The following is a 14,488-nucleotide window of genomic DNA, read 5'->3' on the forward strand; positions in this document are numbered from 1 at the left end:
GCTGTCATCAGACCTCCGCTGTCATCAGACCTCCCCGGGTAAGAGTGCAATCTTTCCCTCCATCTATCTGCTTCATTTACTCTGTACCACCTTCGGCAGTAAGGACTTTGTTTTGTTTCGCAAACTCATCCAATGATACCTAGCCTTATATGAAGTTCGTGTTCCTCAGACCGGAGGTTTGCCGCTTGCTTCCTTCAGATTCCACGTCACCGTGGACACCCTTGCATTAAGCTTACCACTACTACTGCCTTCATGATTCGGGACTTTCACCCTATAGATTGCACCCATGCCGGGCGCACGAAAAAACCGGCCAGCACAGTTTGCTGACCGGTTAAGATAACTTATCTTTTCCCTTTGATGTATGGCTGTCCGGATGCTTTCGGAGCATCTGCACGTCCAATGAAACCTGTTAGTGCAATGATCGTCAGAACATATGGCATAATTAATAAGAAAACGGATGGTATATCTTTTATGAATGGCAGACTGGATCCGACAATGCTTAAACTTTGTGCCAAACCAAAGAATAAAGCAGCTCCCATGGCCCCAAGTGGATTCCATTTACCAAAGATCATTGCGGCAATGGCCATGAAACCTTGCCCATTTATTGTCGTATGACTGAAATCATTCGCAAATAAAGTCGCGTGGATTGCTCCTCCGATACCAGCAAAAGCTCCTGAAAGAAGAACAGCCTGATAACGGATCTTCGTTACATTTACGCCCATTGTATCCGAAGCCATCGGATGTTCCCCTACAGCCCGGAGACGAAGTCCGAATGGAGTTTTAAAAATGATATACCAAACGATAATTGCTACGATAATGGCAAGATATGCAATATAGTAACCATTTGAGAAGAAGATTGGACCAATAAAAGGAATATCACTTAACAAGGGAATATCTATCCTCGGGAAAGTCTCCGTAATTATATCCGTCTGCCCTTTATCATAAATCTTCTTTACTAGAAATAATGTGAGTCCAACCGCCAGTAAGTTAATAGCAACCCCACTTACCGTTTGGTCCGCTCGGAATGTTATCGATGCCACTGCATGAAGAGCTGAAAATAGCAGGGAAGCAAGCATGGCGACAACAACGGATAGCCATGGTGTCCAAACTCCAAAAACATCTGCATACATCAAGTTAAAAACGATTCCTGTGAAAGCCCCAATTACCATTAACCCTTCTAACCCTATATTGATAACACCAGACCGTTCAGAAAACACACCACCAAGCGCAGTGAAAATCAGCGGGGCAGCATAAGCAATCATGGACGGAATGATGATTTGTAACACTTGATAAAAGTCCACTTATTTCGCCCCCTTCTTAAAGCGTTGCACAATCCAACGAATAAAATAACTTGATGCAACAAAGAATATGATTAATGCTATGACAATATCAACAATTTCACTTGGAATCCCGGTCTCCAATGGCATATTGATTGCCCCTGCTTTAAGACCACCGAACAAGAAAGCAGCTAACACGACCCCAATCGCTGAGTTGCCTCCTAGTAAGGCGACCGCAATCCCGTCAAAGCCGATTCCCGTGAATCCACCTTTAATGGCTGCATAGCCGAAAGTGCCTAAGCCTTCCATAGCTCCAGCAAGTCCTGCAAACGCACCAGAAATGACCATAGATAGAATAATATTTTTGTTTACGCTCATACCCGAATATTCCGAAGCCTGTTGATTAAACCCAACAGCTTTTAATTCAAAACCGGTTTTTGTTTTTTCCAGGATGAACCACATGATAAATACACAAATGATCGCTATAAAGATTCCCCAGTGAAGACGGGAGAAGTCTGTTAAACTCTCAAAAAATGGAGAACGAAGAGAAGCTGTTTCAGCAATCCGTTCAGTTTTGTCCTGGTTATCAGAAATAACATTTTGAATTAAATAATTCGTTACATATAAAGCAGTGTAATTAAGCATGATGGATACAATTACTTCGTGCACACGGAATTTAGCTTTCAAATACCCAGGAATAAAAGCCCATAGAGACCCAGCTGCAGCACCAGCAAGTACTGCTAATGGTAAGTGAATGATCTTAGGAAGATCAAAAGCTACACCAACCCAAACCGCTGCAAGCCAACCTACAATTAATTGACCCTCTACTCCAATATTGAACAGTCCTGTCCTAAAGGCGAAGGCAACGGCTAAACCAGCAAGAATATAAGGAATGATCGTCCTTAAGGTTTCTCCAGCATAGTAGGAATCACCTAGGATTCCCGCTAACATTGCTCCATAACCTTCAACCGGATTATACCCACTGACCAACATGATAATGGCACCGGCGAGCAATCCGAGTATGACAGCAAATAATGGACTCGTTAACTTATAAAAATATTTAGACATTCTCTCTTTCACCTGCTTCCGAACGCTTACTTCCAGCCATTAATAATCCCAATTCCTGTTCTGTTGTTTCTTTAGGATCAACTATTGCAACGATTTCCCCTTCATAAATAACAGCGATTCGATCACTGACATTCATTATTTCATCTAATTCAAAAGATATGAGAAGTACAGCTTTCCCCGCATCACGCTGTTCAATCAATCGACGATGGATGAACTCGATTGCACCAACATCCAATCCACGTGTGGGCTGTGCTGCAATTAGTAAATCAGGATTCCGGTCGACTTCACGCCCGATAATTGCCTTTTGCTGATTACCGCCTGATAGTGCCCGTGCCGGTGTATATTCATTAGGGGTCCTGACATCATATTCTTTTATGATAGTACGAGCTTTTTCGAATATTTTCTTCGAATGTAAAATGCCTCCCGTTGAAAAAGGCTCTTGATAATAAGTTTGTAGCACGATATTTTCCCCAATGCTGAAATCAAGGACAAGACCATGTTTATGACGGTCTTCAGGTATATGTCCTACTCCAGATTCGGTGATTTTACGCGGTTTCATATTTTGTATTTGTTTTCCGTTTAATGTTATAGTACCTGAAGCTACTTTCTTCAATCCCGTAAGTGCTTCGATAAGTTCAGATTGTCCGTTCCCATCCACTCCGGCAATACCGATAATTTCACCGGCACGAACTGATAGGTCAAGGTTATGAACGGCTGATACACCACGGGAATCCTTCACTTCCAGATTCTTCACTTCTAAAACGACTTCTTGCGGAATTGCTACCGATTTATCTGTTTTAAAAACCACATCCCGTCCAACCATTAAACTGGCTAGTTCATCAGGATTTGTATCCTTTACGTTCACTGTACCTATACCTTTACCTTTTCTAATAACCGTGACTCGGTCGCAAACTTCCATAATTTCTTTTAACTTATGTGTAATCAGGATAATCGACTTTCCTTCTTTAATAAGAGCTTTCATAATTGTTATTAACTCTTTTATTTCCTGGGGTGTCAAAACCGCAGTAGGTTCATCAAAAATCAGAATTTCAGCACCACGGTACAAGGTTTTCAAAATCTCTACTCTTTGTTGCATCCCCACCGATATATCCGCAATTTTCGCATCTGGATCTACGCTTAAATGATATCGTTCAGAAAGTTCCCTTACCTCTTCACTCGCTCCTTTTACATTAACTTTTCCATATTTCGATGGTTCTTTTCCTAGAATGATATTTTCGGTAACTGTAAATGGATCAACCAGCATAAAATGCTGATGCACCATCCCAATTCCGAGGTCATTGGCAACATTCGGACTTGTAATCTGAACAATCTGCTCATTTACTCGGATTTCTCCCTGTTCTGGTTGATATAATCCGAAAAGCACATTCATGAGCGTGGATTTACCAGCTCCATTTTCACCTAGCAATGCGTGAATTTCCCCTTTTTTCACTTGAAGGGTTATATTATCATTTGCAATAATACCAGGAAATTCTTTGCGTATATTAAGCATCTCAATTACATGTTCCACGTATAATCAACTCCTATAGAAATGAGGATTCTGATACCTAACTAGGAGATATGATAAATTCCTAATAGTTCTCATTAATTGGTTTTCTTTTATAAAAAACCAAATGAAAAACTACAAACTTTTTCATAGTCTTTCATTCGGCTTTTTTTCAGTATGAAAAGGATTTGAAGGCCTTTGACAGGCCTTCTTCTCTCCTTATCATGTTATGCTTGAATTATTTAAATCCTAATTCCTTCAACTCTTTTTCTGTTCCAGGAGTTTTTTGTTCACCAGATTTAATTTTTTCAACATATTCTTCAACCGCTTTTAATGATTCCTTGGTTACATTTTCTTGAGATTTTGAAATCATGATTCCGTTTTCTTCAAGACCATATTCAATGGTTTCTCCACCAGGGAAGTTACCCTCTTTTGTCTTTTTCGCTAAATCTTGTACTGCTACATCCACTCGTTTTACCATGGAAGTCAAAGTGACATTGTAGTCCTTGCCATTGACTTTCAATGCGCCTTCTTCTTTTTGGTCACGGTCTACCCCGATAACCCAAATGTCTTTTTTAGGATCTTTTTTCTTCAATTCCTTAGCAGATGTGAAGACGCCGTTTCCAGTTCCGCCAGCTGCTTGGTAAATGATATCAATTCCTGAAGAATACATGTTGTTGGCCATTTGTTGTCCTTTTGCCGCATCACCAAACGATCCTGCATATTGTGCTGTAATTTTTGCATTAGGATTAACAGAGAGAACACCAGCTTTAAAGCCTACTTCAAATTTCTTAATTAGTTTAGAATCCACACCACCGATGAAGCCAACTTTATCCGATTTTGTCTGCAAGCCAGCAATAACACCTACTAGGAATGAACCTTGCTGTTCTTTAAAAACGATGCTTGCTACGTTATCTTGTTTAACAACACTATCAACGATCGCAAAATGAGATTTAGGACGCTGTGTTGCTACTTCATCAACAGATTCGGCTAATGCATAGCCGATAGCGTAGATAAGATTGTAATCTTCTTTAACAAGAGTATTTAGGTTCGTCGTATACTCGGAATCTGATTTTGACTGAAGGTAATTATAGCCGTCTTTTCCTTTTTCCAATCCATTGTCTTTTCCAAACGCCTGAAGGCCTTCCCAAGCAGATTGGTTGAAGGATTTGTCATCGATACCACCAATATCGGTTACCATCGATACTGTGAAGTTATCTTTTTTGTCTTTTCCATTTGAAGATTTTTTATCATCATTCTCTGAATTACCACATGCTCCTAGTAGCGTTCCAGCTGCAAGAACAAGTGAAAGAGCTAGGCCTAATTTGCGCTTTTTCAAATTTTTATCCCCCTAAAATACATAGTTTTTTGAGCAGGAATGTTCTGAAAAGTCATTCATGTTGGCGTTTTCACTTCTCTTTAAAATTTTTTTGCAAGCGCTTGACCGACTTTTAAGGAATCGAACAAACGCTTGCATTCACCGTATGCAGACTAAAAGGACTACACACGTTTACGAAGGACATGAAAACTGAACATATTGGCTTTAAAGTAGTTAACAGAATACAGGATAGGCTGGTCCCAATCATCCAGATGCATCTGCTTTAGAACGAGGAGTGCGGCTTCTGGCGAACATTTAAGGATAGGAGAAACCTTCTCATGATATCCAATAGGCTCAATCTCTGCTACGGCATGCGTAATTTTTCGATTCGCATCTCTTTCCAAAATATCAAAAAGAGACTCATCATTACGGTCAAAATTTTCTGATAGTATTGATTCAGGAATTTTGTCAACACAGTAGACAACTGGTTCGCCATTCGCTGTCCTTACACGTTCAATGATGACGATGCGTTCATCTGGTGAACAAGAAAACCTTTGTATATCCTCTTCTGTAGCTTCTTGGGTCGTCGAGCTTAAGAAAATCGTACCCGGCTTCATTCCTGCCTCTTCAATCATGTTCGTGACACTTTTTAATTGCTCGATACCTGAAGTGAAGCGAGGTTTTGGATTGACAAAGGTCCCAACTCCATGGCGGCGAATGATGACGTTTTCTTCTTCTAAAATTCGCAGCGCTTCTCGAAGTGTCGCCCTACTCACTCCCAATTTTTTTGCAAGATCGAATTCTGAAGGGAATTTTTCATTTTCCTGATAGACTCCTGCTTCAATATCCTGCTTCAGGTAATCAATGACCTGCAAATATAAATGTCGACTATCTGATTTTATTGACATACAGTTTCCCCCAGCTAATTTCTTAAGACATCAGACCTCTGATGTTGAATCATTCCTACTAATCGAAAATAATATAACATTTTTTTTGATATAAATAAATAGTGTTTTACTATTTACTTTAAAAGAATTTAGGATAAATTACCCTCCTCTATGTCTTTCCGTCTAGGGATGGCCGCGAAAGTTGTACGATTATTCTCCTAAATCAGATATTTTTTTTTTTTTGAAAATGCAAGATGAATGCAGCCAGCTTTCTTTTCAAGGCACCGTTTTCCTGTATAATAAGATTTATCTTCTTTGAAGGGATGTACACATGATGTTAAAGATTACAGAATACACGATTGAAAAATTGAATGATCCATTCGGAATTTTAACCGGGGAGCGTTACGAGTTGTTCTTGGATATTGAAGTGCCGGAAGAGGATGAGCTCTTTTCGGAAAATGGTTTATATATCCGGGTACTTTTTGTAGTGGAAGAACAAATAGGCAAGCTGATTAAATATGATATTTTTGAAAAAGGGAACGAAGCCGCACTCGAATTCGATTTAGAGGAAGATGAAGAAGCGATGATTTCCGACTTCTGTCTTAAACATTTAGATGAGGCGATGAAGAATTAAAAAACCGGGCAGCCGCCCGGTTTTTTTCCTATGATAAATGCGCTTCATCCTGTTCATCTTTAGTGACCAATACATTTCGTGGCTTACTGCCTTCATATGGCCCGACAATTCCCCTCGTTTCCATTTCATCAATCAATCTTGCTGCCCGCGTGTAGCCAATCCGGAAACGGCGCTGCAGCATGGAAACGGATGCGGTCTGCATTTCTATGATCAAGGACACGGCATCCCCGTATAAACTATCTTCGACTTCACCATTTGAAGTTTCTGCAATTTCATCAGGTATCATCTCTTCGTTATATTGGGCTTTTTGTTGTGAAATGACATATGTGACAACTTCCTCGACTTCATTGTCGGATAAAAAGGCCCCTTGGACGCGAACGGGTTTAGAAGCTCCTGCAGGCAGGAAGAGCATGTCACCCCGCCCTAACAGTTTTTCGGCACCGCCCATGTCCAGGATCGTTCTCGAATCGGTCATTGATGAGACACTAAAAGCAATCCGAGATGGGATGTTCGCTTTAATGACCCCTGTAATAACATCTACGGAAGGCCGCTGAGTGGCTATTATCAAATGGATGCCTGCAGCCCTTGCCATTTGCGCAAGCCGTGTTATGGCATCCTCAACATCATTCGAGGCGACCATCATCAAATCTGCCAGCTCATCGACAATGACTACGATATAGGGCAGGAGCGGTTGCTTTGCATCTTCTTCAATGTTATATCGGTTAATATAATCGTTGTAACCTTCAATATTACGCGTACCAGAATGTGAAAATAGCTCATAGCGCCTTTCCATTTCACTAACTACTTTTTGCAAGGCCTGTGCAGCTTTCTTTGGATTTGTCACTACAGGCGCGAGTAAGTGGGGAATTCCATTATAGACATTAAGCTCCACCATTTTTGGATCGATCATCATCATTTTCACTTCATGCGGTTTTGCCCTCATCAAGATACTCGTGATAATTCCGTTGATACAAACGGATTTTCCGCTGCCCGTAGCTCCGGCTACTAGTAAATGCGGCATTTTATTGAGCTCCGCCTTAACCGCTTCACCAGAAATATTCCGCCCTAGGCCTATTTGCAGTTTTGCATCAGGCTTGTCAACTTCTTTGGCCTCCAACACTTCCCTTAATGACACCATCGCCACTTCGGAGTTAGGAACTTCAATTCCTATAGCCGATTTACCGGGAATCGGCGCTTCGATCCTAATATCCTTCGCGGCCAGTGCAAGGGCTAAGTCATCGGAAAGGCTGACAATCTTACTTACCTTCACCCCTACATCCGGATGCACTTCATATTTGGTTACGGCTGGGCCTAAATGCACTTGAGTGACCCTCGCTTTCACTCCAAAGCTATGAAATGTCCGTTCAAGCTTTGCCGCATTTTCATGGATCAATTGGTACTCTCCGCTTTGGTCCGTTTTTTTGGGCTGTAATAATAATGAAAGCGGCGGTAAAAGATATTCTTTATTTTCCACTTCAGTAAAATTCATAGGCGGAACGGCATCTTCCTGCTCTTCTGCAGTTTCAGCTGCAGGTTCCGTCGCAACCGGAATTACTTCAGTTTCGTCGCTATAGGCTTTATCAGCAAAGCTGGAAATGATCCGTTCCGTCGCCATTTGCTGTGTCTCCTCTTCTTGATGAAGGGGCTGATCCGTTTCTTCCTCCGGATCTTTTTCTCGTTTCTTCTTTTTTACGGGTTTTTTTTTCTTTTCTTTTTTGTCTTCATTCCACGTTTTCATATCAACACTGAATTCAGACCATTGCTTACTGAAAAAACCGCCAAGACTCATGAAAAACTTCCCGAGGGCTTCACCTAAAGTTTTCCCGGTCAATAATACAGCACCTACAATGATAAAAAGGAATGAGATGATTTTCGATCCAGCTTCGTCGAATAAAAAGTATGAGGAAGCGAATAATATCGCTCCAATCATACCGCCCCCGAGGTCCTTTGTGCTGGCCTTGCCGGTCACTTCCATCCAAAATAGTTCCCATGTATTCGAAATGACGCTGGGCTTCGTAAACGGGCCCCCATCTGCAAGCATGTTAAACAGCGTCACATGACTTAGTAAGAGCATGCTCGCGACAAGGAAGTACATCCCGATGAATTGCCGTTTCAACAGGAAAGGGACCTCCCTCCTTATCATCAAATAGAACCCAGCTGCAATCGCTCCCAACAAAAAGAGGATATACCATTCCCCCATGAAGAAGCGGATTAAAAAGACCGTCCCTTTTCCAACTGCTCCTAGCTTGGCAATGGCAATGATGGCCAACCCTATTAAAGTGAGGCCGATCAATTCATATTTAAGCGTTATTTTTAACTTCTCTGTACTTTTCTTTTTTCTGCGTTTCTTCTTTGCCATAATATCACCTGATTCTTCATGAAACTATTCTAACTTTCCTATTCAACATCACAACATGATTTCCCTTCACGAAACAAACGTTCGCTTATTGATTATACCAAATAAATATGTCCCTGTCCTTGATATATGTACCATTTCTTCTTAAGGCTGACAATTTGCCAGTATAATGAATAAAGCAGCCAAGCGGCTGCTGATTTTCATTCCAGTATATCATAATTTACCTCAGTTAGTCGTTTTTACTAGGTACTCATATGTTCGAACACATTGATGACAGCTCCCGGCTGAATGTGTACATTCATATAATCTTCTGGATCCGTGCTCACAATTCGATCAATGCGAAACGTGCGTCCACCGTCATGTTCAACCATAACATGTACACCATTATAAATCATTTCTATTAAGTTTGCCGTCTTTTCATGGTGATGAGGGAAAATGACATCGTCAGGAACGATCGTATAAAGCGTCATTGCAGAAGCCCCTCCCCTTCCCCAGCTATTTTTGGCCTTCTTTCATCCATGAAGCTATTTAGTTTTCTCATGGCCTGGCCCACTCCTCCTACATCATCGATCATACCTATTTCAACTGCCTCGGCCCCGATTACATTCGTGCCTATATCACGGGTTAAATTTCCTTTAGCAAACATTAAATCCTTAAAACTTTCTTCCGTAACATTGGAATGCCGCGTAACAAACTTAATGACTCTTTCCTGCATTTTATCCAAGTATTCAAAGGTTTGAGGCACGCCAATGACTAGACCTGTCAAACGAATGGGATGAATCGTCATCGTTGCTGTTTCTGCTATATAGGAATGATCACACGAAACTGCAATCGGGACACCGATTGAATGACCTCCCCCAAGCACAATCGAGACAGACGGCTTGGACAGTGAAGCCAGCATCTCTGCGATGGCCAGCCCCGCTTCGACATCTCCTCCAACTGTATTTAAAATGACAAGAAGCCCCTCAATATTGGGATTTTGTTCAATTGCCACAATTTGTGGAATAACATGTTCATATTTGGTCGTTTTATTTTGAGGCGGCAGCTGCATATGTCCTTCAATTTGTCCAATGATTGTTAAGCAATGGATTTTTGAGTCCTGAGATAGTTGCGGGACATTAGTAGCCCCCAGCTGCTGGATCTTTTCGACTAAAGTTGAATTCTTACCTTCCTGCCGGCCTTCGTTTTCATTTGGTAATGGTGCATTATCCACTATGCCAACCCCTTTCTTCTTAGCCTATAGCTTTATTATGTCTCGAGTCTCGGACTTCATTCTTCAAGATATAAGAGGTTTGAATCGAAAAAAAAGAACCCCTGACGAATCAGGGGTTCTTTACTTAATATTCCATGATGATTGGTAAAATCATTGGACGGCGTTTCGTTTTTTCATAGAAGAATTGGTTCAATGCATCACGCATTTCCTGCTTCAAAGTGGACCAATCGAAGGGTTGGCGCGATCCATTTTTTTTCACGATTTCACTTACTATTTCAGTTGCTTCCCCAATCATTTTTTCTGATTCGCGTACATAAACGAATCCCCTTGTAATGATTTCAGGTCCTGCTGCAATGCTTTTATCCTGACGGTTCAATGTGACGACTACAATCAAAATGCCATCCTGGGATAACAAGCGACGATCACGAAGAACGATATTACCAACATCTCCAACACCACTGCCATCTATCAAGATATTTCCTGCAGAAACTTTGCCGGATAGACCCATTTTATTGCCCTTTAGTTCGATGACATCACCTTTTTCGGCAATTATGATGTTTTCCCGTTTAATCCCCGCGGCAATCCCAACTTTTTGATGGGCATATAATTGGCGGTATTCCCCATGTACTGGGATAAAGAATTTAGGATTCATCAAATTGATCATCATTTTCAGTTCTTCCTGGCTGCCGTGCCCCGTTACATGCACTTTATATTTATTAGCAGATACCACTTCCGCACCTACCCTGTACAGCAAATCGACGGTTTTTGATAAGATAAGTTCGCCGCCCTGAAGTGGTGATGCACTGATTAGAACTGTGTCTCCCTTTTTGATCGTTACCTGCTTATGAGTCTGTTTTGCCATTTTTTGAAGGGCTGCAATTGGCTCCCCCTGATGACCTGTCGATAACACGACGATTTCACGGTCGTCATACTGGCTAATTTCATTAATTGGGATGATCAGCTCTTCTTCGACCTTCAGGTAGCCAAGATTCAAGGCTGTTTCATAAACGCGTTGCAGACTTTTTCCTACCACTGCAACTTTCCTGCGACTTGCAGACGCTGCATTGAAGACATGCTGAATCCGGTTGATGTTAGAAGCGAAGCACGCAACGATAATCCTTCCGGAGGCAGCAAGGAAAGCCTCTGTAATATCTCTGGCCACAACTGCTTCTGATGGCGTGTAACCTGGCCTCTCAGCACCCGTACTATCCGAAAGCAAGCATAGGACACCTTCTTCACCTATACTAGCCATTTTACCGATTTCGGGTTTATAAAGACCGGTCGCAGCTTGGTCAAATTTGAAATCCCCTGTATATACGATTGCACCTTCACGCGTGTGGATCACGACTCCGACAGAATCAGGGATACTATGGTTAGTCCGGAAAAAAGACACGGCTGCTTGAGGGAAACTTAAAAGAGACTCGGAATCGATTTCAGTAAATGTTGCCCTGCCGTTAAAGCCATCTTCCTTTAATTTGGTTTTGATTAAAGCAAGTGTAAGCTTTGTTCCATAAACAGGAACCGGTAAGTATTTCAAAACATAAGCAAGAGCTCCCATATGGTCTTCATGACCATGTGTAATGAATATCCCCTGCACCCGTTCCTTATTATCCATCAAATATGATATATCAGGAATAACCGCATCGATTCCCAGCATTTCCTCTTCTGGCAGCATTAACCCTGCATCAAGAAGATAGATGTCATCATTCACCTCAACGACGTACATATTTTTACCAAGTTCCCCTTGTCCTCCAAGAGAAATGACTTTTATCCCATTATTTTTATCTTTACCCAATCGAATATCCTCCTTAAAAAATCCCGTTCATAATTTCCCAATGATTTCATTATAACTGATGTTCAAAAAACATGACAACACTTACCATTTTCAGAGGGACTTTTTCTTTTATTCATTAATAAAACTTTGCATGTATGTATGGGACATTCATCCCATGTACTATTCGAATGGTTTTATCCTCTTTCGATCGAATTTTGGAGGAAACCACAAAAATATATCCTATTTCAAATACATCTTTATGTAAAAACAAGCCAATCTTCAACGATCAGCTTGTTCCGTGTATTTTTATTTTTTTAATATCGAAGTTAAGGCAAGGCGCTCCTGCTCCGTCAATGGCACGATTGGAAGTCTGACCGATCCAACGTCTATTCCATATAACTGAAGAGCTGTTTTGACAGGTGCCGGGCTTGGCGCTGCAAACAAACCTTTAATAAGCGGTAACAGTTCCTGATGCAGCTGAGCCGCCTCTTTCAGGTTACCACTGATGAAAGCCTCCACTATTTTCTGCAGCTCATTACCAGCAATATGTGAAGCAACCGAAACTACACCCACACCACCAATCGCTAGTACAGGGAGTGTTAAAGCGTCGTCTCCACTGTATAATGCAAAATCATCATCCGTTCCTGCTATGATTTGAGACATAGCGTTTAAATCCCCGCTTGCTTCCTTCACGGCTACGATATTAGGAATTTGTGCAAGGCGGATGATCGTTTCCGGTTCAATGTTAACCGAAGCACGCCCAGGGATATTATATATCATTACAGGGAGAGTGGTGCTGGCTGCAATAGCTTTAAAATGCTGGTACAGACCTTCTTGATTCGTTTTACTATAATACGGGGCCACCAGCATAATTGCATCGGCGCCATTTTGTTCTGCTTTTTTTGTCAACTCGATGGAAGCATACGTATTGTTGCTCCCTGTACCCATGATGATGGGCACACGTTTTTCAACCACCTTAGAAACATGACGCAATAATGCGATTTTCTCCTCCGAAGATAAAGTTGGAGATTCCCCTGTTGTTCCCGATAGCACAAGTGAATCCGTTCCATTCGTCAATAAGTAATTAACCAATGTAGTCGTCTTTTGAAAATCTACATTTCCCTTGCTATCAAAAGGGGTGACCATTGCGGTTGATACTCTACCAAATATCATCATCTAACACCTCTTTATTTTTTAAAACCTTTATTTATTAAAAAACCATGATTAGTGGACTTCATGCAGTTGAAATGCATCGTGCAGTGAATTAACAGCTTCAATTAAATCTTCTTCTTTTACGAGTACCCAAATAGTCGTATGGCTGTCTGCAGACTGAAGTATGGCAATTTCCTTCTCGGAAAGCGCTGTGACAATCTTCGCTGCAACGCCTGGCACTCCGTTGATGCCTGCACCGACTACGGAAACTTTGGCACAATTTCGTTCAATGACCGGTTCATGACCAAGCTCGGCCAAAATTGAGAGGGCCAGTTCTGTCATCTCTTCCGAAACTGTATAAACCACGCCACTTGGATAAATATTTATAAAATCCACTGAAATGGAGGCATTGGCCATTGCTTTAAAAACTTCTGCTTGTAGATTGTATTGATCTTTTTTTGCACGCACCTTGATTTGAGTGATTTTTGGAACATGGGCAATCCCGGTTACAAGCCTTTCACGTATGTCACTACCCTGGCTTTCCTTGTTCACACTTGTAACAAGTGTTCCCAAACCTTCGCTGTATGTTGACCTTATCCGAATCGGGACTTTGGCCTGCATGGCAATTTCAACAGCTCGCGGATGAATCACTTTAGCCCCTTGATATGCCATATTGCAAACTTCCGTATATGAAACGATTGATAATGGACGAGCTTGATCGGCAATACGTGGATCTGCCGTCATGATTCCTTCCACATCCGTATAAATATCGACCCGCTCAGCTTGCAAAGCAGCACCTAATGCAGCAGCTGAAGTGTCACTTCCACCACGGCCAATGGTGGTGATATCCCCATTTTTAGCTGCTCCCTGGAATCCTGCTACAACGACAACATCCTTCAATTCCAGTTCCTTCATGAGACGGTCACATTTCATTTCGATTATTTTCGCACTGGAATAGTCGGAATTCGTCAAGAACCCCGCTTGAGCTCCAGTATAGGCGACGGCTTCAATACCGTGTTCCAACAGCATGTTCGTAAACACGACAGAAGATATCGTTTCCCCTACTGACATAAGTAAATCCTGTTCTCGTTTTGAAAGGCTGGCTTTTGCTCCATTTACTAAAGAAAGTAAGGTATCCGTTGCATAGGGATCGCCTTTTCTTCCCATTGCTGAAACCACAACCACCACTTTATACCCTTCTTTGATCGCATTTTCAATATGCCCTTTTGCAAATGAACGGCTTTTCTCATCACGAACGGATGTCCCACCGTATTTCTGGACGATAATTTTCATAATATGCACCCC

General features: G+C 41.6%; 13 protein-coding genes. 1 reads left to right on the forward strand and 12 read right to left on the reverse strand.

The window, feature by feature from the left end:
* Positions 1 to 165 precede the first annotated feature (165 nt).
* The 6 genes from AC1DVK_RS00005 to AC1DVK_RS00030 all read right to left on the reverse strand — a co-directional run bounded on the left by AC1DVK_RS00005 (position 166) and on the right by AC1DVK_RS00030 (position 6,075).
* Positions 166 to 288, reverse strand: coding sequence for a hypothetical protein (locus tag AC1DVK_RS00005; protein ID WP_477625628.1), 123 nt, complete (start codon positions 286 to 288; stop codon positions 166 to 168).
* Between the two features lie 53 nt (positions 289 to 341).
* Positions 342 to 1,301, reverse strand: coding sequence for an ABC transporter permease (locus AC1DVK_RS00010; RefSeq protein WP_089364410.1), 960 nt, complete (start codon positions 1,299 to 1,301; stop codon positions 342 to 344).
* A complete protein-coding gene (locus tag AC1DVK_RS00015) occupies positions 1,302 to 2,345 on the reverse strand; it encodes an ABC transporter permease (protein WP_284471250.1) in 1,044 nt (347 codons plus the stop codon). It abuts the gene before it with no gap.
* Positions 2,338 to 3,873 (reverse strand): ABC transporter ATP-binding protein, encoded by a 1,536-nt coding sequence (locus tag AC1DVK_RS00020; protein WP_089364408.1) that lies wholly within the window; start codon positions 3,871 to 3,873, stop codon positions 2,338 to 2,340. Before AC1DVK_RS00020 ends, AC1DVK_RS00015 begins: the two co-directional genes overlap by 8 nt.
* 214 nt (positions 3,874 to 4,087) lie before the next feature.
* Positions 4,088 to 5,188, reverse strand: coding sequence for a BMP family lipoprotein (locus AC1DVK_RS00025; protein WP_089364407.1), 1,101 nt, complete (start codon positions 5,186 to 5,188; stop codon positions 4,088 to 4,090).
* 161 nt (positions 5,189 to 5,349) lie between these two features.
* Positions 5,350 to 6,075: a GntR family transcriptional regulator gene (locus tag AC1DVK_RS00030; RefSeq protein ID WP_061462463.1), complete on the reverse strand. Its 726-nt coding sequence runs from the start codon at positions 6,073 to 6,075 to the stop codon at positions 5,350 to 5,352.
* A 313-nt stretch (positions 6,076 to 6,388) separates the two neighbouring features.
* Here AC1DVK_RS00030 and AC1DVK_RS00035 point away from each other — a divergent pair, with 313 nt between their 5' ends.
* Positions 6,389 to 6,688, forward strand: a complete 300-nt coding sequence (locus tag AC1DVK_RS00035; RefSeq protein ID WP_089364431.1) for a DUF6509 family protein — start codon at positions 6,389 to 6,391, stop codon at positions 6,686 to 6,688.
* 28 nt (positions 6,689 to 6,716) lie between these two features.
* On the opposite strand, the gene AC1DVK_RS00040 is transcribed toward AC1DVK_RS00035, so the two are convergent.
* From AC1DVK_RS00040 to dapG, 6 genes are all read right to left on the reverse strand, one after another.
* Positions 6,717 to 9,047, reverse strand: a complete 2,331-nt coding sequence (locus AC1DVK_RS00040; protein ID WP_089364406.1) for a DNA translocase FtsK — start codon at positions 9,045 to 9,047, stop codon at positions 6,717 to 6,719.
* A gap of 239 nt (positions 9,048 to 9,286) precedes the next feature.
* Positions 9,287 to 9,514: a YlzJ-like family protein gene (locus AC1DVK_RS00045; RefSeq protein WP_061462460.1), complete on the reverse strand. Its 228-nt coding sequence runs from the start codon at positions 9,512 to 9,514 to the stop codon at positions 9,287 to 9,289.
* Positions 9,511 to 10,257, reverse strand: a complete 747-nt coding sequence (locus tag AC1DVK_RS00050) for a ClpP family protease (RefSeq protein ID WP_061462459.1) — start codon at positions 10,255 to 10,257, stop codon at positions 9,511 to 9,513. The genes AC1DVK_RS00045 and AC1DVK_RS00050 overlap by 4 nt, the downstream gene beginning before the upstream one ends.
* 124 nt (positions 10,258 to 10,381) lie before the next feature.
* Positions 10,382 to 12,052: a ribonuclease J gene (locus tag AC1DVK_RS00055; protein WP_477625629.1), complete on the reverse strand. Its 1,671-nt coding sequence runs from the start codon at positions 12,050 to 12,052 to the stop codon at positions 10,382 to 10,384.
* Between the two features lie 285 nt (positions 12,053 to 12,337).
* The gene (dapA, locus tag AC1DVK_RS00060) at positions 12,338 to 13,207 is read right to left on the reverse strand and encodes a 4-hydroxy-tetrahydrodipicolinate synthase (protein WP_061462457.1); all 870 of its coding nucleotides are present in this window, start codon (positions 13,205 to 13,207) and stop codon (positions 12,338 to 12,340) included.
* A gap of 48 nt (positions 13,208 to 13,255) precedes the next feature.
* Complete coding sequence (dapG, locus tag AC1DVK_RS00065; protein WP_089364986.1) at positions 13,256 to 14,476, reverse strand: aspartate kinase; 1,221 nt, start codon at positions 14,474 to 14,476, stop codon at positions 13,256 to 13,258.
* Positions 14,477 to 14,488: the final 12 nt, after the last annotated feature.

This window comes from Peribacillus sp. P4_B1 (assembly GCF_056402395.1).